This window comes from Neisseria sp. HMSC068C04 (assembly GCF_001810105.1).
Taxonomy (GTDB): domain Bacteria; phylum Pseudomonadota; class Gammaproteobacteria; order Burkholderiales; family Neisseriaceae; genus Neisseria; species Neisseria flavescens_B.
In genome coordinates, this window is sequence record NZ_KV799956.1 from 43,805 (window position 1) to 63,649 (window position 19,845).

The 19,845-nt window shown below is 49.2% G+C and carries 17 protein-coding genes; 7 read left to right on the forward strand and 10 right to left on the reverse strand.

From position 1 onward, the window contains the following. Window positions 1–750: PoNe immunity protein domain-containing protein (locus tag HMPREF2700_RS06245; RefSeq protein ID WP_070591008.1), on the reverse strand; the 750-nt coding region annotated here is incomplete at its 3' end. 220 nt (window positions 751–970) lie between these two features. Continuing rightward, entirely contained in the window at window positions 971–4,453 is a 3,483-nt protein-coding gene (gene smc, locus HMPREF2700_RS06250; RefSeq protein WP_070591010.1) for a chromosome segregation protein SMC, read from the reverse strand. Between the two features lie 362 nt (window positions 4,454–4,815). Between smc and HMPREF2700_RS06255 the strand changes: the two genes are divergently transcribed. Continuing rightward, entirely contained in the window at window positions 4,816–6,252 is a 1,437-nt protein-coding gene (locus HMPREF2700_RS06255; protein WP_070591011.1) for a transferrin-binding protein-like solute binding protein, read from the forward strand. Between the two features lie 59 nt (window positions 6,253–6,311). Here the strand turns inward: HMPREF2700_RS06255 and HMPREF2700_RS06260 are convergent, their stop codons facing one another. After that, window positions 6,312–7,106, reverse strand: coding sequence for a thymidylate synthase (locus HMPREF2700_RS06260; RefSeq protein WP_070591013.1), 795 nt, complete (start codon window positions 7,104–7,106; stop codon window positions 6,312–6,314). A gap of 413 nt (window positions 7,107–7,519) precedes the next feature. Here HMPREF2700_RS06260 and gdhA point away from each other — a divergent pair, with 413 nt between their 5' ends. Next, window positions 7,520–8,854, forward strand: coding sequence for an NADP-specific glutamate dehydrogenase (gene gdhA / locus HMPREF2700_RS06265; protein ID WP_070591014.1), 1,335 nt, complete (start codon window positions 7,520–7,522; stop codon window positions 8,852–8,854). A gap of 71 nt (window positions 8,855–8,925) precedes the next feature. Here gdhA and recG read toward each other — a convergent pair whose 3' ends face one another. The 3 genes from recG to grxC all read right to left on the reverse strand — a co-directional run bounded on the left by recG (window position 8,926) and on the right by grxC (window position 11,780). Next, a complete protein-coding gene (recG, locus tag HMPREF2700_RS06270) occupies window positions 8,926–10,965 on the reverse strand; it encodes an ATP-dependent DNA helicase RecG (RefSeq protein WP_070591016.1) in 2,040 nt (679 codons plus the stop codon). A gap of 101 nt (window positions 10,966–11,066) precedes the next feature. After that, window positions 11,067–11,501 (reverse strand): protein-export chaperone SecB, encoded by a 435-nt coding sequence (gene secB / locus HMPREF2700_RS06275; RefSeq protein ID WP_003745844.1) that lies wholly within the window; start codon window positions 11,499–11,501, stop codon window positions 11,067–11,069. A gap of 21 nt (window positions 11,502–11,522) precedes the next feature. After that, on the reverse strand, window positions 11,523–11,780 hold the full coding sequence (gene grxC / locus HMPREF2700_RS06280) for a glutaredoxin 3 (RefSeq protein ID WP_003684090.1): 258 nt from the start codon (window positions 11,778–11,780) through the stop codon (window positions 11,523–11,525). Window positions 11,781–12,017: 237 nt separating this feature from the next. Here grxC and HMPREF2700_RS06285 point away from each other — a divergent pair, with 237 nt between their 5' ends. Beyond that, on the forward strand, window positions 12,018–13,511 hold the full coding sequence (locus tag HMPREF2700_RS06285; protein WP_070591018.1) for an Rne/Rng family ribonuclease: 1,494 nt from the start codon (window positions 12,018–12,020) through the stop codon (window positions 13,509–13,511). Window positions 13,512–13,567: 56 nt separating this feature from the next. Here HMPREF2700_RS06285 and HMPREF2700_RS06290 read toward each other — a convergent pair whose 3' ends face one another. The 4 genes from HMPREF2700_RS06290 to HMPREF2700_RS06305 all read right to left on the reverse strand — a co-directional run bounded on the left by HMPREF2700_RS06290 (window position 13,568) and on the right by HMPREF2700_RS06305 (window position 17,231). Beyond that, entirely contained in the window at window positions 13,568–14,236 is a 669-nt protein-coding gene (locus HMPREF2700_RS06290; protein ID WP_063076018.1) for a hypothetical protein, read from the reverse strand. A gap of 30 nt (window positions 14,237–14,266) precedes the next feature. After that, window positions 14,267–14,893, reverse strand: coding sequence for a phosphoribosylglycinamide formyltransferase (purN, locus tag HMPREF2700_RS06295; protein WP_070591019.1), 627 nt, complete (start codon window positions 14,891–14,893; stop codon window positions 14,267–14,269). Window positions 14,894–14,989: 96 nt separating this feature from the next. Continuing rightward, window positions 14,990–15,805 (reverse strand): FKBP-type peptidyl-prolyl cis-trans isomerase, encoded by an 816-nt coding sequence (locus tag HMPREF2700_RS06300; protein ID WP_070584285.1) that lies wholly within the window; start codon window positions 15,803–15,805, stop codon window positions 14,990–14,992. A 160-nt stretch (window positions 15,806–15,965) separates the two neighbouring features. Beyond that, on the reverse strand, window positions 15,966–17,231 hold the full coding sequence (locus tag HMPREF2700_RS06305; protein WP_003685975.1) for a Glu/Leu/Phe/Val family dehydrogenase: 1,266 nt from the start codon (window positions 17,229–17,231) through the stop codon (window positions 15,966–15,968). Between the two features lie 421 nt (window positions 17,232–17,652). Here HMPREF2700_RS06305 and HMPREF2700_RS06310 point away from each other — a divergent pair, with 421 nt between their 5' ends. From HMPREF2700_RS06310 to HMPREF2700_RS11805, 4 genes are all read left to right on the forward strand, one after another. Beyond that, on the forward strand, window positions 17,653–18,363 hold the full coding sequence (locus tag HMPREF2700_RS06310) for a phosphoglycolate phosphatase (RefSeq protein WP_070591021.1): 711 nt from the start codon (window positions 17,653–17,655) through the stop codon (window positions 18,361–18,363). Between the two features lie 15 nt (window positions 18,364–18,378). Then, entirely contained in the window at window positions 18,379–19,137 is a 759-nt protein-coding gene (locus HMPREF2700_RS06315) for a hypothetical protein (RefSeq protein ID WP_070591023.1), read from the forward strand. Between the two features lie 7 nt (window positions 19,138–19,144). Continuing rightward, complete coding sequence (gene recX / locus HMPREF2700_RS06320) at window positions 19,145–19,606, forward strand: recombination regulator RecX (protein ID WP_070591024.1); 462 nt, start codon at window positions 19,145–19,147, stop codon at window positions 19,604–19,606. A gap of 75 nt (window positions 19,607–19,681) precedes the next feature. After that, window positions 19,682–19,843, forward strand: coding sequence for a hypothetical protein (locus HMPREF2700_RS11805; RefSeq protein ID WP_049344044.1), 162 nt, complete (start codon window positions 19,682–19,684; stop codon window positions 19,841–19,843). Window positions 19,844–19,845: the final 2 nt, after the last annotated feature.

Below are 19,845 nucleotides of genomic sequence, written 5' to 3' on the forward strand. Positions count from 1 at the left end.
ATCGTCCAAATCATCAAGATAAGCAATGGCGGCGACTTCAAAAGCCCAGTAGCCGCAATAACCGTTCTGATCGGGATCGAGGTGGGATTGGTACTCAAGGTCACTCATGCCGACCATTTCATGATACCAGTCTTTGAGATAGGCAGTGAGTTCTTCTAACTGTTCTTCTTTGGTTTCGCCGCGCATAGCTTCACCGAATAAAATAGCGTGTTTGCCCATTTGGACGTAATCCGGATCGGGACGATTTTTAAAATGGTAGTCCAAAAAGTCTTCAATAGTAGTATCAGGTTCTAAATCATCTTCAGCATTGGCAAGGATGACTTCAAGAAGACGCGGGAGCAAGTCTTCGCGTTGCAGGAGGTAGCACAGCGCAATGAGGTGCAGAGTTTTAAGGTAATGCTCAACGTCACACCACAGCATCGGGCTTGTGTAGTAGCCGATATCGTTTAATTTGGTTTTATTTTGCTGCCAGAATTTAGTTATCTCTTCCTCTGAAGCTAAAAATTTTTCTAGAACAGGAATTAAATCCTCTATCGGATTACCTGCGGTATATATGATTTTCAAATAATCCCAGTAGGTTTCTGCTTGTTGTCTAGATAAAAATCGTAATGCCAAATCATCTGAGAGTTTCCATTTATTATATTCAGGAATAGCTTCCACAAAATAATCATTAAATTTATTAAATCTTTCCTCCGTCAAAAAATGCTGCCTGCGCTTTTCATTAAAACAAACTTGCTCGGTTTCGTTCATGTTTACTCTCGTAAAATTTGGTCGGTTTAGTACTATCTTATCCGGCTGCTCGGTTTCTATCTGAATCTTTATTATTCGACTACATTTAAAGACCCAAACATTAGCAGCTTGATATCTGAATCCAACACCCTATTTCGATTGACGGAAAGGTCGTCTGAAACCTAATTTGGTTTTTCAGACGACCTTTCCGTATCAAGCGCAATAAAATTTCCTCCCCCTATCACAGTTCCGCCATTTCCAACGCCTGTTTGATGTCCACGGCGACGACGCGCGAGACGCCTTTTTCCTGCATGGTTACGCCGACGAGTTGCTCCGCCATTTCCATGGTCAGGCGGTTGTGGGAGATGTAGAGGAACTGGGTTTGCGCCGACATTTCTTTGACAAGGTTGCAGAAACGCGAGGTGTTGGCGTCATCCAGCGGGGCGTCGACTTCGTCCAAAAGGCAGAAGGGGGCGGGGTTGAGGCTGAACAGGGCGAACACGAGGCTCATGGCGGTGAGGGCTTTTTCGCCGCCAGAGAGCAGGTGGATGGTGCTGTTTTTCTTGCCGGGCGGACGCGCCATGATGGACACGCCGGCGGTCAGGAGGTCGTCGCCTATCATTTTGAGGGTGGCTTCGCCGCCGCCGAACAGGGTCGGGAAGAAGGTTTGGACTTTTCCGTTGACGGCGTCGAAGGTTTCTTTGAAACGCGCTTTGGTTTTGTCGTCGATTTGGGCGATGGCTTCTTCCAAAAGGGTGATGGCGGCCTGCACGTCTTCGCTCTGGCTGCGGTAGTAGCCGTCGCGTTCGCGCGCTTCTTCGAGTTCTTGCAGGGCGGCGAGGTTGACGGCACCGAGGGCTTCAATTTGCTGGGTGAGGCTGCCGATGCTGCTGTTCAATACTTTCGGCGATTCTTTCGCCAACGCTTCGAGCGCGTCCAGATCGGCGGCGCGTTCGGTCAGATTTTGATGGTAGCGTTTGGCGTTAATCAGGGCTTCCTGCTGCTGCAACAGGGCAGTTTGGGTGGCGGCCTGAAGCTGCGGCAGCTTGGTTTGCAGGGCTTGCACTTTAGCGTATTGCTCCCTGCCCTGATCCTGAATCTGCGCGAGTTTGTCCTGCACGACGATGTATTCTTCGTCCAGCGTGTGTACGGCTTCGGTCAGCTCGTCGAGCTTGATGTGCTGCTCGTCGTTTTGGAACTCGGTTTCATAGGCGAGGGCAAGCTCTTGCTGGCGTTCCTGCCAGTCGAGGGTTTGCTGCTCAAGCCGGGCGATTTGCTGCTGGTAGTTTTGTTTTTGTTGGTTGAGCTTGTGAACGGTGACTTCAGCCAATCCGTATTGGCGGCTGGCTTCCAACAGGGCAAGCTGCGCCTGTTTCAGACGGCCTTGCTGTTCTTGGCGGCTGTGTGCGGCGGTTTGCTGTTGGTGTTCGAGTTCGGCGGCAGCTTCCTGCAAAGTAGCGATGTCGTCTGCAAGGCCGTCTGAAGTATGTTGCAATACGGTCTGCTCTTCCGCCAACTGCGCCAGTTCGCGCTCGATGTGTTCGCGGCGGATTTGCCCTTGGTTGGTGCGCGCCAGAAGTTCGGCGGCGCGTTGCTGCGCTTGACTGTATTGGAGCGTGTGCTGCTGTTGTTGCTGCATCAGATTTTTGTGCTGCACTTCGGACGAGCGCACGGCGGCTTCCGCCTGTTTGAACACGGCTTCGGCGGCGGAAAGTTCGGGGGCGAGGTTTTCCAATTCGGACGCGATGCCGTCGAGACGCGCTTTTTGGGCAATCAGGCTTTCCTGCGCGGGTTTGGCATAGAGCAGGACGCTGACTTTATCGACCTGATGGCCTTCGGGCGTAAGCCAGATTTGATGTGCGCCCAAATCGCTTTGATGCGCGAAGGCGTAGCTCAAATCGGGCGCGCACAATACGCCGTCGAGCCAGTGGTGCAATGCCGTCTGAAACGGCGGCTGCGCTTGGATTTGGTTCAGCAATGCCTGTACAGGCAGGGATTTTTTGATGCCGCCGGAGAGGTCGTCTGAAAGCCATGCCGCCTGCCCTTGCGGCAAAGGCGCGGGGGGAACGAAACCATGCGGTACGCTGCGGGCTTGCAGGCGTTCGGCAAGGATGACGGACAAGGCGTGCTGCCACTCGGCAGGCGCGGTGATGTGTTGCCACAGTTGCGGCGCGGCGGCATGGTCGGTTGCCTGCCAGAAATCGGCGGCTTCCTGCTGTTGCGACAGGATTTGCGACAACGCCTGCTGCTGCGCCTGCAAGGTGATGTGTTGCTGCTTCAGACTTTGGAAGCGGTTTGAGGCCGTCTGAAACGCCTCGCGGGCGGCGTGTAAGGCTTCTTCGGCGGCGATGATTTGTTCTTCGTAATGCTCTTGCTGGCTTTGCAACAAAGCGGCGGCTTCCTGCACGGCAGCGGTTTCGGCTTCGTCGGGCAGGTTCAGGGCTTGGTTTTCCTGCTTCAGACGGCCTTTGCGCTCTTCATGCTTGGCAATCGTTTGTTCGGCATGGGCAAGCTGCTGCTGCTTCAACGCCAGTTCACGGCGGATACGGTTTGCCTCGTCCTGCTGGGTCTGGAAGGCAGCATTGAGCGTAGCTTGTGCTTCTTCCAATTCGGGCAGACGCTCTTCGTGTTCGGCAACCTGCATCGCCCACTCCGCCAATTCGGTTTGCTTTTCTTCGACCTGCAACTCGTTTTCTTCCAGCTTCACGCGGATTTGCTGCTGCTCTTGATGAATGCGCTGCATCTGCGCCTGCGCCGCCTGTTTGTCGCGTTCGATGCGTTGGTGCAGGTTTTGCTGATGGCGGATTTGTTCTTCCAAACGGGCAATCTGCTCGCGCAACACGCCGCGTTTGTTGCTCAATTCGTGTACCGCCTGCTGCTGCGACTGCTCGGCGGTCTGCAAGGCGTGGACTTCGTCGTTTAACGCCTGAATCTGCGCAGCGGTTTCGTCTTGCTGCGCCTGCAAAGACTGATGCTGCGCGGTCGCCTTATCTGCGGCGGCAAGCGATTGCTGCCATTGGGCGTAATCGAGCAAATCCTGTTGCTGGTTCAACTGCGCGGTCAGGGATTTGTAGCGTTCGGCGGTTTCCGCCTGTTTTTCCAGCTTTTCCACCTGACGCGCCAATTCGTTCTGTAAATCGCCCAAACGCTGCAAATGCTCGCGCGTGTCTTTCAGACGGCCTTCCGTCTCCTTACGGCGTTCCTTATATTTGGACACGCCCGCCGCCTCCTCGATATAGGCGCGCAACTCCTCCGGCCGCGCTTCGATGATGCGCGAAATCATCCCCTGCTCGATAACGGCATAACCGCGCGCGCCCACGCCCGTACCTAAAAACAAATCGGTAATGTCGCGGCGGCGCACGGTCTGATTGTTGATGAAATAAGTCGATTCGCCCTGACGCGTCAACTGCCGCTTGATGCTCACTTCAGCATACTGCCCCCACGCCCCCTGCAAACTGTGGTCGCTGTTGTCAAACACCAGCTCCACCGAAGCCCTCGGCGCAGGACGGCGCGTTACCGCACCGTTAAAAATCACGTCCTGCATACTCTCGCCGCGAAGCTGCTTCGCCGAAGCCTCGCCCAACACCCAGCGCACCGCGTCAATCACATTCGACTTGCCGCAGCCGTTCGGCCCGATAACCGCAACAAGCTGCCCCGGCACATGAATCGTGGTCGGGTCGGTAAAAGATTTGAAGCCGGAGAGTTTGATGTGGGTAAGACGCATGGCAATGTTTCGAATCGGAAAAGAAGGCGTATTTTAACGGAAATACGCTTATCCGTTGAGAGAAAAGCATCCATAAAGTCCGACTGCTTTTTTATCTTCCAAAGGCCGTCTGAAAAGTTTGTTAAAAAGAAACAGCCCAGCTATCGAACTCACTAAAATATTTAAAATAAATTCATATAAAACAATTAACTAAAAAAACATCTACCCAACCACCTGCCCTTTGATTAATTTTTGTACAGAAATGCAAACAAACTGTTTATTTTTTTATGATTTATGGTTATTATCGGAAATTAAAGGTTTAAAAATCAGATAAACGATCTCTCCGACCTTTTCATCAAGCGAATAACTATATAGGGAATCTCATGTCAAACATCCAAACCAAACTTAAAACCATCGTTTTTACAGCCGTCAGCGCAGCCATTTTGTCCGCATGCGGTGGTGGCGGAGGCGGCGGTTCATCTGCTTTAAGCACCGGCGCAACTCCTACCAATAATACCGGCAACTCTGCTGGCAACAATGGCAATCCTGCCAACAACAGCAATGCCAATACTCCGAAAGCGCCGTCTGCTACGCTCACCAACAGTGCCGACAACCTTGCCGAACTGACCGATGAAGCTCCAATCGATCCGGCCAACGTTAGCCAGCCTTTGCACACACATTTCATCTCTTCCAAAGGTGCACAGCAATCCAACCCTAACGTACAAATCCGAAGAGATGCCGCAGGCAAAATGTTCCAAACAGACAATCAAGACCGCAACCAAAATGGTCTGATCAGTTCTATTGACTTTAACAGCAATGATGAAGTCAAAATGGACGGCGTTGTGTTATTTAACAAGACCACTGCTGGCAACGCAACCCAACCTACATGGACAAGTTATGCTTCTGTTATTGCCAAAGTATATTCAAAAGGCAATACTCAAACTGATGTCAGCGAACAAACAGGCAAAGAGAAAAATACCGAATTCGCATACGGCAAATCGACTTTGGATGAACGTATTGTTGAACTTTATAAGAAATTAGAAGCTGAAAAAGAAAATCTAAAAAAAGAACAAAACACAGAGTCTGGTCAAGTTGACCATGACAAAATAAAGGAAATTAAAGCTAAAATTGAAGAATTAGACTCTTTATACCAAAAAAATCTGCAACATCGCACTGGTCTGGCAACCTTTAATAAAATTGACAGTGATAAGTTAGCCTACTTCCGCACCGATACAAACGGCTTAGTTTTTGACAAACAATTCGACGGTGTCTATGTCATCAATTTTGATGACGGTACCAAAATTGTTTTGCATGATCCTTCTGCGGCCGGCTGGACATATCAAACCTTCGCGCATTACACCGACCCTAAAGGACATGTATACCAAGGCTACCAAAGCCTAGGCGATGAAACTGTCTTCACTACCCTGCCTGCAAAAGGTACAGCCACCTACAAAGGTATTTCCACTGCCTATGTGGTTACCGACAAGAACAATCGTCAGTTGACTTCCAATGTCATGGCTATCGTTGATTTCGGCCTCAAAGGTGTCCGTTTTGAAACGTCAAACTCACACTTCCATACTTTGGAAAATGGTAAGCGCGTATCTAAAGCAGATAAAAACTACGATTTCAAAGGTACGGCAAGCTGGAAAGACGGCAACCTCTTCTCCGGTAAAGTCAGCACGGCCGATGACAAGTTAAGCGGTAATCTGAACGGCAAATTCTACGGCCCAAATGCTGCAGAAATTGGTGGCACTTACGGCTTGAAAAACAAAGATGCAACCGAACACTTAATCGGTGGCTATGGCGCGAAACGTCAATAACCCTGCCTAAACAAAAGGCCGTCTGAAGTTTCAGACGGCCTTTTGTTTTTTAACTTGGATTACACCGATACGGCTGCTTTGATGTGCGGATGCGGATCGTAGCCTTCCAGCTCAAAGTCTTCAAATTTGAAGGCAAACAAGTCTTTGACTTCAGGGTTGATTTTCATGGTTGGCAGGTTTCGGAAATCGCGGCTTAATTGCAGCTGGGCCTGCTCGATATGGTTGCTGTACAAATGCGCATCGCCAAACGTATGGATAAACTCACCGGCTTCCAGGCCGCACACTTGCGCCATCATCATGGTCAACAATGCGTAGCTGGCTATGTTGAACGGTACGCCAAGGAAAATATCGGCGCTGCGTTGGTAAAGCTGGCAGGACAGTTTGCCGTTGGCAACGTAAAACTGAAACAGTGCGTGGCAAGGCGGCAAGGCCATTTCGTCGACCAAAGCCGGATTCCATGCCGATACAATCAGACGGCGTGAGTCGGGATTTTTCTTGATTTGTTCCACCACATTGGCAATTTGGTCGATATGGCGGCCGTCGGGTGCAGGCCAGCTGCGCCATTGGTAGCCGTAAACCGGGCCCAAATCGCCGTTTTCATCCGCCCATTCGTCCCAAATGGAAACGTTGTTGTCTTTCAGGTATTTGATATTGGTATCGCCTTTGAGAAACCAAAGCAGTTCATGAATAATCGAGCGCAGATGCAGTTTTTTGGTGGTCAACAGCGGAAAGCCTTCGCTCAAATCAAAACGCATTTGGTAACCGAACACAGACCGCGTTCCGGTGCCGGTACGGTCGGATTTGTCGATACCATTGTCGAGAACATGGCGCATAAGGTCGTGATAGGCTTTCATGTGTTTCCTTAGTGTATGTGTTGTGGGAATTTCGTGTGTATTGTACCGAATTTTCAGACGGCCTGCCTCTCTGTCTTCAATGGGGCAACCTTCCCTATATTTGCGTAGTACACTCATTAACAATGTTGACAATTTAGCGCTAATTTACACAAATTTTGAGCTGAATTAAATTTTTACAAAAAATTTTTCAACATTTTCTAGTTTAATTACTTAGCACTTTATTTTTATTAAAACATATTTTATAAAATATTTTTAGATATTTTTAATTATATTTAAAATATAATTCTATTTTTACAAGTTGGTAAAAAAATAATGTCAACAATCTAGGCAAAATTTTTCTTGGCAAGTAAAATTTTTACGGCTATATTTCAAAACATAAATATTGAAATATCTCACTCAATAGGAGTAGAAAAATGACCGACCTGAACGCTCTATTTACCAATCTCAAACAACGCAACCCCAACCAAGAACCCTTCCATCAAGCTGTTGAAGAAGTGTTCATGAGTTTGGATCCGTTTTTGGCAAAAAACCCGAAATACACCCAACAAAGCCTGCTTGAGCGTATTGTTGAACCGGAGCGCGTGATTATGTTCCGCGTCACTTGGATGGATGACAAAGGCCAAGTCCAAGTCAACCGCGGCTACCGCATTCAAATGAATTCCGCCATCGGCCCTTACAAAGGCGGCTTGCGTTTCCACCCTACCGTTGATTTGGGCGTATTGAAATTCCTCGCTTTTGAACAAGTCTTCAAAAACGCGCTGACCACCCTGCCTATGGGCGGCGGCAAAGGCGGTTCCGACTTTGATCCTAAAGGCAAATCCGATGCCGAAGTAATGCGCTTCTGCCAAGCCTTTATGACCGAACTCTACCGCCACATCGGGGCCGACACCGACGTCCCTGCCGGCGACATCGGCGTAGGCGGTCGCGAAATCGGCTATCTGTTCGGCCAATACAAAAAAATCCGCAACGAATTTGCTTCCATCCTGACCGGCAAAGGCCTCGAATGGGGCGGCAGCCTGATTCGTCCTGAAGCTACCGGCTACGGCTGCGTGTATTTTGCCCAAGCCATGTTGGAAACCCGCAACGACAGCATCGAAGGCAAACGCGTGTTGATTTCCGGCTCCGGCAACGTGGCGCAATACGCTGCCGAAAAAGCCATCCAACTGGGTGCAAAAGTATTGACCGTTTCCGACTCCAACGGCTTTGTCCTCTTCCCTGACAGCGGTATGACCGAAGCGCAACTGGCCGCCTTGATCGAGCTGAAAGAAGTACGCCGCGAACGCGTGGCCACTTATGCCAAAGAACAAGGCCTGCAATACTTTGAAAACCAAAAACCGTGGAACATCGCGGCCGAAGTCGCCCTGCCTTGCGCCACCCAAAACGAATTGGACGCAGACGCTGCCAAAATCCTGCTGGCCAACGGTTGCTATGTGGTTGCCGAAGGTGCCAACATGCCGTCAACTTTGGGCGCAGTCGAACAATTTATCAAAGCCAGCATCCTCTACGCTCCGGGCAAAGCCTCCAACGCCGGCGGCGTAGCGACTTCAGGTTTGGAAATGAGTCAAAACGCCATCCGCCTGTCTTGGACCCGTGAAGAAGTGGACAGCCGCCTGTTTGACATTATGCACAACATTCACGAATCCTGCCTGAAATACGGCAAAGTCGGCGACAAAGTGAACTACGTCAATGGTGCGAACATTGCCGGTTTCGTCAAAGTTGCCGATGCCATGTTGGCGCAAGGTTTCTAAAAGCTGCATCAACGCAAATCATAAGGCCGTCTGAAATATTTCAGACGGCCTTTTTCTTTATAAAGCAAATTTTATACGCCCAAATAACCTTCCCTGCTGGAAAGCCATCTTGCCAAATGCGCTTCGACGATTTCAGGGTTTTGCTCAATCAGCAAAGGGGCGATTTCGCGCGCTTGTTCTAAAAGGTGTAAGTCTTCTTCAAGGTTGGCGAAGCGTAGCATGGGGACGCCGCTTTGACGCGCGCCGAGAAATTCGCCGGGGCCGCGGATGTTGAGGTCTTGACGGGCGATTTCGAAGCCGTCGGTGTGTTCGTAAATCACTTTCAGCCGTGCTTTAGCGAGTTCGCTTAAAGGTTCGGCAAACAGGAGGACGCACACGCTTTCTGCCGCGCCGCGCCCTACCCGCCCGCGTAATTGATGCAGCTGCGCCAAGCCCATGCGCTCGGCGTGTTCGATCACCATCAGGGCGGCGTTGGGCACATCTACGCCGACTTCGATGACGGTGGTGGCGACCAAGACGTTCAGACGACCTGCCGCAAATTCCGCCATGACTTCGGCTTTTTCGGCGGCCTTCATGCGCCCGTGTACCAAGCCGATGTTGAGTTCAGGTAAGGCCGTCTGAAGTTGCTCGAGGGTTTCGGTGGCGGTTTGCAGTTGCAGGGTTTCGCTCTCTTCAATCAGCGGGCAGACCCAGTATGCCTGCTGCCCTTTGCGACAAATATTAAGGACGAAGCCTTCGACTTCGGCGCGGCGGACGTTGTTGACGAGGCGGGTTTTAATCGGGGTGCGACCGGGTGGCAATTCGTCGATAACAGACACGTCCAAGTCGGCGAAGAAACTCATGGCGAGCGTACGCGGAATGGGTGTGGCGGACATCATCAGCTGGTGGACGTCGCACCCTTTGTTTTTGAGGGCGAGGCGTTGGGCGACACCGAAGCGGTGTTGTTCGTCCACAATCACCAAGCCCAGATTTTGAAACTCGACGTCGTCTGAAAACAGGGCGTGCGTGCCGACGGCAATTTTGACAGAGCCGTCAGCCAATTTGGCTTTGGCTTCGTCTTTGGCTTTTTTGCGCTGGCTGCCTGAAAGCCAAACGACTTCAAGCCCTAACGGCTCAAGCCATTGTTTGAACTTGATGAAATGCTGTTCGGCAAGGATTTCGGTCGGCGCCATTACGGCCACCTGCGCGCCGGATTCGATAGCCGTCAAAGCAGACAAGGCGGCGACGATGGTTTTGCCGCTGCCGACATCGCCTTGCAGCAGGCGGTGCATGGGGTGGGTTTGCGCCATATCGCGGCAGATTTCGGAAACAACTTTTTCTTGTGCATCGGTCAGGGCAAACGGCAATGCATGGCGCAGGGCTTGAGTCAATGTGCCGTCGCCGCCCAATGCCGTGGCCGAGCCGCTGACGCGCTTCTGCCGCGCCAAGCGCATGGAAAGCTGTTGCGCCAAAAGTTCGTCGAATTTGAGCCGTTGCCATGCAGGCAGCGTGCCGTCTGAAAGTTGATGAATAGTGAAACTCGGCGGCGGCGAATGCAAAAGGCGCAGGCTTTCGGCAAGGTGCGGCAGTTTCAGACGGACTAATAAAGCATCAGGCAAGGTGTCGTGCAGCGGTGTAACGTCCAAGGCCGTCTGAATAATACGGCGCAAAGTAGGTTGATTTAAACCGTTTACAGTTGGATAAATCGGTGTGAGGCTTTCCGCCAAACCGCTGCTCTCGGCATCGCGGATTTTGGGATGAATCATCTCGTCGCCGTGAAACCCATGCTTGATTTCGCCCACGGCACGGATGCGTTTGCCGACCGCCATCTGTTTCTGGTTGCTGGCGTAAAAGTGGATGAAGCGCAGAAAAAGGACGCTGCCGGAATCGTCGGCGATTTGGACGATAAGCTGCTTGCGCGGTTTGAATGTTACTTCCTGATGGATGACCTCGCCCTCGACCTGACACGGCACACCGATCGGTGCATCCTTAATCGGCATGATATGTGTCTCGTCCTCGTAACGCAACGGCAGGTGCAAGACCAAATCCCATGCGGTATGGAGGTTGAGTTTTTCGAGTTTCTTGGCGGAAACATCGGTGATTTTGAGCTGTTTTTGGGTTTCGGGCGTCATCTTAAAAGGCAGCTGATTTAAAGTTTGCTGTATTTTATCCGAAAACAAAAAGGCCGTCTGAACGCAATGTTTCAGACGGCCTTAATTTAGGTATAACGCGATTAAGCGTTAGCTTCCTGTTGTTGTTGGTAGATTGCTTCGAAATTGATCGGAGCAAGCAGTACAGGTGGGAAGCCGGCGCGGGTTACGCTGTTGGAAATGGCTTCGCGTGCGTAAGGGAACAGGATGTTCGGACAAGCAACGCCCAACAGCAGTTGTACGTCTTCTTCAGGAATGTTTTCCAGACGGAAGATGCCGCTTTGGGTAACTTCGTTCAAGAACATGGTGCGCTCTTCGTTCAGTTTGGCAGTCACGGTCACGGTAACATCAACGCTGTAGAAGCCGTCTTCCAGTTTGGTGTTGCCGGTAGAAACGCGCATATCCACTTCAGGCTCGCCTTGTTCCAAAAAGATTTGTGGTGCGTGAGGCACTTCCAAAGACAAGTCTTTTACATACAGACGCTCAACGCTGAATACGGGTTGCAATTCTTCGCTCATTTTATTTTCCTAAGTTAAGGGTTAAGGATTCAGTAATTCGTCCAACTTGCCTTCCTGCTGCAAGCGGTACAAATCAGTAAAGCCACCGACATGGGTGTCGCCGATAAAAATCTGCGGCACGCTGCGCTGGCCGGAAAGCTGCTGCATTTCGGCAAAAACTTCCGGATTGCCGTCGATGCGGATTTCGTTGATTTCTTTCACACCCACCGCCTGCAACAGCCTTTTCGCCATGGTGCAGTACGGGCAATATGGACCGGTATAAACAGTAACGGTTTGCATGATCTCTTCCAAAATACCAATGTTCATGACTATATGGGCATAGGTGTTATTTTACAAGTGTTCCCGCCGTACGGTTGTAAAAAACATTCAGACGGCCTCTTAGCCATAAACATTTGTGCAGATGCGGAAAAACCATAATTAAAGTATGATAAGCGCTTTCGCAGAATGACTTTTGCCATTTGTTTTGTGGAGAAGAACACATCGCAAAAGTTTTTCTATTCAAAATCAGGTATCCCCATGCTTTCAGGAATTCCCATCCCCAAGGACGCCGTGCGTCCGTCTGAAACCGTCCTCGTCAACATTACGCCGCAAGAAACGCGTGTGGCCGTTTTGGAAGAGAACAATATCTGCGAGCTGCACATCGAGCGCAACAGCGGCCATAGCTTGGTCGGCAATATTTATTTGGGCGTCGTCAAACGCGTCCTTCCCGGCATGCAAAGCGCATTCATCGATATCGGTTTGGAACGCGCCGCGTTTTTGCATATCGTCGACGTCCTCGAACAACGCCGCAATCCGGATGAAACCCAACGCATCGAACACATGCTCTTTGAAGGCCAGTCCGTCTTGGTTCAGGTCATCAAAGACCCCATCAACACCAAAGGCGCGCGCCTATCCACCCAAATCTCGCTGGCCGGCCGTTTCCTCGTCCATCTTCCGCAAGAAGACCACATCGGCATTTCCCAACGCATTGAAGACGATGCCGAACGCAGTAACCTGAGGGAGCGCCTCAACAACCTGCTGCCCGAAAACGCCTGCCACGGCTACATCATCCGCACCAACGCTGAAAACGCTTCCGATGACCAACTGCAATCAGACATCAACTACCTGACCAAAGTGTGGGAACACATTCAAAAACAGGCAAAAATCCAGCCGCCCGAAACCCTGCTGTATCAAGATTTGCCTTTGAGCCTGCGCGTATTGCGCGATATGTTCAGCCTCGATACGCACAAAATCCTGGTCGACTCGACCGAAAACCACCGCCGCATGACCCAGTTTGCCGAACAATACGTTCAAGGCGCATTGGGCAGAATCGAGCTGTTCAAAGGCGAACGCCCCCTATTTGAAACCCACAACATCGAACAGGAAATCGCCCGCGCTCTGCAACCGCGCGTCAACCTCAACTTCGGCAGCTACCTCATCATCGAGTCCACCGAAGCCATGACCACCATCGATGTCAACACCGGCGGCTTTGTCGGCGCGCGCAATTTTGATGAAACCATCTTCCGAACCAACCTCGAAGCCTGCCACACCATCGCCCGCGAACTTCGCCTGCGCAATCTCGGCGGCATCATCATCATCGACTTCATCGACATGGCGCAAGAGATCCACCGCGAAGCCGTCCTGCAAGAACTTGCCAAAGCCCTCAGTTTCGACCGTACCCGCGTCACCCTCAACGGCTTTACCAGTCTGGGCCTTGTCGAACTGACCCGCAAACGCTCGCGTGAAAACTTAAGCCAAATCCTCTGCGAACCCTGCCCTTCCTGCCAAGGCCGAGGCCGTCTGAAAACGCCGCAAACCGTGTGCTACGAAATCCAACGCGAAATCGTCCGCGAAGCGCGCCGCTACGATGTCCAAGCCTTCCGCATTTTGGCCGCTCCGAATGTCATCGACTTGTTCCTAGACGAAGAATCTCAATCGCTGGCAATGTTGATAGACTTTATCGGCAAACCGATTTCGCTGGCAGTCGAAACCGCCTACACGCAGGAGCAATACGATATTGTGTTGCTGTAAAGATAAAAGCCGTCTGAAAACTTTTCAGACGGCCTTCTTGTTTGAGCAAATAAAGATTACGGTTTCACTACTTTACCGTTGATTTTGACGGAAGTCAGTTTCAGGTTGTAGGTTTTGCCATCATCGGTATAGCTGATTTGCGCAGGGATATTGTCGATATCGGAAGCAAAAGAGTAAGTAACGGTATCGTCGCCGCGGCGGACGCGATATTTGCTCACAGGCGTTGTGCCGCCGTTCAGTTTATAGCTTTCGCTGCCTATTTTGTTCATGCTGCCGACGGTGTACAGTTTTTTACCGTTGGTAATTTTCAAACCTGACGGCAGGCGCACGTCATTGGCGGCCAGTTGCCATGCCAAAGTAAACAAATCCATGGCCGGGCCGGATTTTTCGGTTTTCAAATCACCTGCTTTGCCGTAAGTAATGTTGCCGCCGGAGAATTTGGCCTCGGCATACAATTTACCGCCGCGCACATCTTTGTAGTAAGACGGATTCAAGGTTGTGCCGTTGATGCTGCCGCCGGATTCAAAGCGGATATTGTAAAGCGGTACTTTGATGGTAGAGACGATTTTGTATTGGTTGCCGCTACGTGTAAAGGTCATGGTCGCAGGAATACCGTAGCTGCCTGAGTATTGCAAAACGGCAGATTGCGGCAATTCAGCGGCTTGTGCGCCGATAGAGGCAGTGAGCAGGGAAAGTGTCAGCAGGGTTGTTTTAATCGGATTCATGATGTTTTCCTTGTGTGTATGGTGTTTTAATTAAGCCAACAGGCTTTGACCGGCGGCATTGCGTTGTGCATTCAAAACGCGGTTGCCTTCGATTTTCAGACGGCCTGCAACAAAGTCGGCAACGGCTTGCGGGAAAAGCTGGTGTTCAACCGTCAGCACGCGTGCGGCAACATCGTCAGCGGTATCGCCGTCCAAAATAGGAACAATGCCTTGTGAAATAATCGGACCGCAATCCAGCTCGGGCGTCACGAAATGGATGGTGCAGCCTGCCACTCGGCAACCTGCTTCCAATGCGCGTTCGTGGGTGTGCAAACCGGTGAAAGAAGGCAGGATGGACGGATGGATATTGATCAGGCGGTTTTCATAATGTGCGCAGAATTCTGGGGTCAAAATGCGCATAAAGCCCGCCAATACGACCAAATTCGGCTGATAGGCATCGATTTTTTCCATCATGGCTTGATCAAATGCCAGACGCGAGTCGAAGTTTTTATGGTTTAAACTGTCAGTGGCAATACCGCGCTCTGCCGCCCATGCCAATCCGGCTGCGGTCTCGCTGTTGCTCAATACGGCTGCAATGTTAGCATCAGGAATATTGGCATTCACAATCGCCTGCATATTGCTGCCGCGTCCGGAAATAAGGATGACGATATTTTTCATCATAATTCCTTGTTTGTTTGGAACAAAGGCCGTCTGAAACGGAATTTTTCAGACGGCCTTTTATCCGTTGTTTAAGGGCGTAAGCCTTGATTCGGATTATTGAACTTTTTGTACGTCAACTTGTACAGGTTGTTGTGCAGCGGCATCAGGCGCGCCGACTTTAACCAGTTTCACGTCGAATACCAAAGTAGCGTTCGGGCCGATTTTATCGCCGGCGCCAACTTCGCGGTAAGCCAATTTGGCAGGGATGTAGAATGTTGCTTCGCCGCCTTCTTTCAAGAGCTGGATACCTTCAGTCCAACCTGGAATCACTTGGCTTACAGGGAAGCTTACAGGTTCACCGCTGTTTTTGCTGCTGTCAAATACAGTACCATCAATCAGACGGCCTTCGTATTCAACGGTAACGATGTCGTCTTTAGTCGGTTTTTTGCCTTCGCCTTCTTTGGTGATTTTGTATTGCAGACCGGAAGCGCTGGTTTTCACGCCTTCTTTAGTCGCGTTTTCTTTCAAAAACGCTTCGCCTTTTTCCAAGTTTACTTTGGCATCTTCAGCACGTTTGGCAGTAGCTTTTTCTTGTTGCTCTTGCAGGAATTTCATCATCACTTCCTGAGCTTGGGCTTCAGTCATTTTGACTTCTTTACCTTCAAACATGGCTTCCATGGCTTCGGTGAAGACTTTCAAATCGATTTCCGTACCTTGGTCTTTCATTTGTTTCAATGAACGGCCGATATCCACACCCATTGCGTAGCTGGCTTGTTGGGCAGTAGAACCGATGGCAGAAGCATCTGCAGTCGCATTTGAAGCTGCGGAAGCAGCAGGGGCGTCTTTAGCGGCAGTGTCTTTTTGGTTGCAAGCAGTCAGTGCCAACAAAGCAGACAAAGCCAATGCGCTGAATTTGAAAGTTTTGTTCATGATTATGTCTTTTCCGGAAAGGTCAAAAAAGGGGATTATAGCTGAGTTTGATTGAAATGGAATCAAGGTGGATTAAAATTTGTAAAGGCTCTTATCAAAAACATTAAGGCCGTCTGAAAAGAGGTTTCAGACGGCCTACTCTTAGCTATCGCTCAACCGATTAATACCAGCCGCGCAGTTTCATTGCTTTTTCAACACGACGGATACTCATCATGTAAGAAGCGGTACGCAGGTCGACATCGTATTCTTGAGCCAAGTTCCAAATATCGCGGAACGCACGGCGCAGGACAACGGTTTCTTTCTCTTGAACTTCGTCAAACTCCCAGTAGTAGCCTTGCAGGTTTTGTACCCATTCAAAATAGGATACAACCACGCCGCCGCAGTTTGCCAAAATGTCAGGAACAACCAATACGCCGTTTTGACGCAGGATAACGTCGGCTTCAGGAGTAGTCGGGCCGTTTGCACCTTCAACCACGATTTTCGCACGGACTTTGCCTGCATTTTCGGAAGTCAATTGGTTTTCCAATGCACAAGGGGCGAGTACGTCCACATCCAAAGCCAAAAGTTCGGCATTGCTGATTTCTTTGCCGTAGCCGGCTTCGTTGGTGATGAAACCTTTGGTTTGGAATTCTTTAATGATTGCTTCCATATCCAAGCCGTTTTCGTTGTAGATGGCAACGTCAACAGTAGATACGGCAACGATTTTCGCACCGGCTTTGTGTGCATAGTAACCGGTGTGGTAGCCCACGTTACCGAAACCTTGAATGGCGTAAGTGGCACCCTTCACGTCTTTACCCAGTTTTTCCAAAGCTTGAACGGCGGCGAAGTTTACGCCGTAACCGGTGGCTTCGGTACGCGCCAAGGAGCCGCCAAACTCAACCGGTTTGCCGGTGAACACGCCCGGTGCAGAATGTTTCACCACGTTTTCATAGGCATCAACCATCCAAGACATGATTTTGCCGTTGGTGTTCACATCAGGTGCAGGAATATCGATTTTCTCGCCGATCAGCGGAGAAATAGCTTCGGAATAAGCACGGGCGATGCGTTCCAATTCCGCTTCGGAATAGTTACGCGGATCCAAAGTAATACCGCCTTTACCGCCGCCGTAAGGAATACCGGCCACGCAGCATTTGATGGTCATCCAGATAGACAGGGCTTTAACCTCGTCCATATTCACATTAGGATGGAAACGCACGCCGCCTTTGTAAGGGCCGACGGCATTATTGTGTTGTGAACGGTAGCCGGTGAAGTTTTCTACTGTACCGTTGTCGAGTTTGACAGGGAAGTTGACTTCCAAAACACGTTGCGGCTTTTTCAAGATTTCAAATACTGCTGGGTCGGCATTCAGGCGATCGCAGGCAGTTTTCACTTGTTTTTGCGCAATTTCAAACGGATTCAGCGTTTCTTTTACAGCAGATGCGGACATGTATTTTTCCTTTTCATACATATGATTAGACGAGAGCCATACACGTTACTATATACAAAAACGGACAAAAATGTAATAGCGTGTAGTCGATAAAAAGCGAATCTATTCATTTATATATGAATTTAGTTTGAGGTCGTCTGAAAATATCGGCACACCAACCAAAAAATTTTCAGACGGCCTAGCATAAATGCTCATCAAACCATTCAAAAAAACACACAAACCCTTTGTTTTTTAATGCCTACCAAACCACCCTTTTTGTTGACAAAATCCCTTCCATATTCCAAATAGGCTGACAGCCTTACACCAGCAAAAATTGTTAACAATTTAAACAAACATCTTTTTAAAGAATCAGCAAAACATCGGCAAATCAGGCAAACAATGTTAAAATAAGCGCTTAAATAATATGACAGAAAGTTACTCAATGACCACTGCTGCTTTAGAACACGTCCAAGCCGTTGCCTTTGATTTGGACGGCACCTTATGTGATTCCGTTCCTGATTTGGCCGCAGCAGCCCAAGCCATGTGTGCGCACTTGGGTTTACCTGTTTTACCCACCCAAACGGTTGAAAGTTATGTCGGCGACGGCATCAGCAAGTTGGTTCATCGCGTTATTACCAATGATCGTGAAAAAGAAGCCAATCCCGAAATCTGGGAAAAAGGCTTTGTGTTCTTTATGAAATATTATTGCGAGCACTTGAGTGACTTTACCCGCCCCTACCCTGAAACCGAAGCCGGTCTCGGTCTGCTCAAGTCCTTGGGTATTCCATTGGTAGTCATCACCAACAAAAACGAAATCCTCGCCGCCGAACTCTTGAAACAGCTCGGACTAGCCGACTACTTCAGCCTGATTCTCGGCGGCGACAGCCTGCCCGAAAAGAAACCCAGCCCGCTGCCGTTACAACACGCCGCCGAAGTCTTGGGCATCGATCCCGCCAACATGATCATGGTCGGCGACTCCCGCAACGACATCATCGCCGCCAAAGCCGCCGGCTGCCTCAGCGTCGGCGTCACCTTTGGCTACGGCGACATGACCCTGCTCTTACAAGACAAGGCGACCAAGCCCGATTGGATTATCGGTTCGCTGCCCGAAATCTACGAAAACCTGCGACCGAAAAAAGCAGAAGACGACTAAAACAAGGATGCTTTTATGAATGATATTTTAACAATTATTAATGAATTAGGCATAAATAAACGATTTATGCCTTACATTTATATTCCATTATTAATAGCGATAGTATATAAACCTTTAATGTCATTTAAGCATGATATTAAAAGGAATCGGATTAATAAACTGAAAGAAGCCTATGATTTTAATGAGCATGATGAGAATACTAAAAAATATTTCAAACACTCATTATCTGAAGAATATTTCAAATTAGTGACAGGGTTGTCTTTTAGTTTTGGTCAGCAGGAAAAATTAATCGAACTATATCTGAAAAATAAAACACCTGTTGCATTTCATCACTACAAAAGAGTAGCTGAGTATTTTAAGTTTGATGATGATCAAAACATCGTATCAATTAAAATTCCATTCTTCTTTGCAGAATTTATCGGATGGTGCTCAGCAATCATCGGATTTTCTTTATTAGAATATTCATTACTATTTATATATAAGTTATTGACTATACAAAAAATAGAAAATTCTTATCTAATATGGGCTACAGGCTTCATTATATTCTTCTCGTTAATGTCATTCTTTGGATTATATTGTATTTTAAAACCCTATTACATATATAAATCATCAGTTTTTGTAAATAAACAAATAGGCTCATCTGAATTTACTTGCCTTTATCACTGGGCATTATCGAAAAAATTCCGCAAGCTGCGCCCCTTTAGGTTGTTATTTTATATTTTTATTCCTATCCTTGGACTTCTCCTTAACTGTTTAATTTTATTTTTAAGCTGACCCCTGCATGAAACCCCAAAAATCCCTGCGCGCCCGCGCGATGGACATCCTTTCCCGACAGGAAATCAGCCGTATCGGCTTGAAACGCAAACTGGCTCCTCACGCAGAAAGCGAAGAAGAATTGGAAAAGGTTTTGGACGAATTTGCCGAACGAAATTGGCAATCCGACCAACGTTACGCAGAAGCCTATATTCACAGCAAGAGCAACCGTTACGGCACGCTCCGCCTCAAGCAAGCCTTGGCGCAACAAGGTATCGATGCAGATGACTGTCGGGAATTCTTACCCGACAGGGAGGACGAACTGCAAACCGCCATTTCTGTTTTGCGTAAAAAATTCAAGCAAGAAGCTGAAGATTTGAAAGAAAAACAAAAACAAGCGCGTTTCCTTGCGTATCGCGGCTTTGGTGCAGACACCATTCAGACGGCCTTAAAAACCGCGTGGAATGAAGACGAAGACTTCTATCAATAATCATTCCCACTTGAATCTTTGCTTCTATCGGCGTACCCTTACGCATTCATTCAATAATCCAATCAGAGCTTCATCATGTCCGACAAACCGCACGATACACCCAATCCCCTACTCGAAGACGAACGCAAAAATCCTGTTTACCGCTTGGGTCAGGCAGTAGCCGGATTCATGTTGCTGGTTTGGGCCGGCGTTTTGGCCTTGGTCTTCTTCTTGGTTTTCCGTTTTTGGTTGAATTAAAC

Excerpts from the sequence above, each read along its gene's own strand:
- grxC (WP_003684090.1), bottom strand. The coding sequence starts at position 11,780 with ATGCAAACCGTTACTGTTTATACCGGTCCATATTGCCCGTACTGCACC.
- HMPREF2700_RS06305 (WP_003685975.1), bottom strand. The coding sequence starts at position 17,231 with ATGTCCGCATCTGCTGTAAAAGAAACGCTGAATCCGTTTGAAATTGCG.
- HMPREF2700_RS06255 (WP_070591011.1), top strand. The coding sequence starts at position 4,816 with ATGTCAAACATCCAAACCAAACTTAAAACCATCGTTTTTACAGCCGTC.
- purN (WP_070591019.1), bottom strand. The coding sequence starts at position 14,893 with ATGAAAAATATCGTCATCCTTATTTCCGGACGCGGCAGCAATATGCAG.
- HMPREF2700_RS06260 (WP_070591013.1), bottom strand. The coding sequence starts at position 7,106 with ATGAAAGCCTATCACGACCTTATGCGCCATGTTCTCGACAATGGTATC.
- HMPREF2700_RS06315 (WP_070591023.1), top strand. The coding sequence starts at position 18,379 with ATGAATGATATTTTAACAATTATTAATGAATTAGGCATAAATAAACGA.
- HMPREF2700_RS06310 (WP_070591021.1), top strand. The coding sequence starts at position 17,653 with ATGACCACTGCTGCTTTAGAACACGTCCAAGCCGTTGCCTTTGATTTG.
- HMPREF2700_RS11805 (WP_049344044.1), top strand. The coding sequence starts at position 19,682 with ATGTCCGACAAACCGCACGATACACCCAATCCCCTACTCGAAGACGAA.
- recX (WP_070591024.1), top strand. The coding sequence starts at position 19,145 with ATGAAACCCCAAAAATCCCTGCGCGCCCGCGCGATGGACATCCTTTCC.
- HMPREF2700_RS06300 (WP_070584285.1), bottom strand. The coding sequence starts at position 15,805 with ATGAACAAAACTTTCAAATTCAGCGCATTGGCTTTGTCTGCTTTGTTG.
- HMPREF2700_RS06285 (WP_070591018.1), top strand. The coding sequence starts at position 12,018 with ATGCTTTCAGGAATTCCCATCCCCAAGGACGCCGTGCGTCCGTCTGAA.
- gdhA (WP_070591014.1), top strand. The coding sequence starts at position 7,520 with ATGACCGACCTGAACGCTCTATTTACCAATCTCAAACAACGCAACCCC.
- HMPREF2700_RS06290 (WP_063076018.1), bottom strand. The coding sequence starts at position 14,236 with ATGAATCCGATTAAAACAACCCTGCTGACACTTTCCCTGCTCACTGCC.
- smc (WP_070591010.1), bottom strand. The coding sequence starts at position 4,453 with ATGCGTCTTACCCACATCAAACTCTCCGGCTTCAAATCTTTTACCGAC.
- recG (WP_070591016.1), bottom strand. The coding sequence starts at position 10,965 with ATGACGCCCGAAACCCAAAAACAGCTCAAAATCACCGATGTTTCCGCC.
- secB (WP_003745844.1), bottom strand. The coding sequence starts at position 11,501 with ATGAGCGAAGAATTGCAACCCGTATTCAGCGTTGAGCGTCTGTATGTA.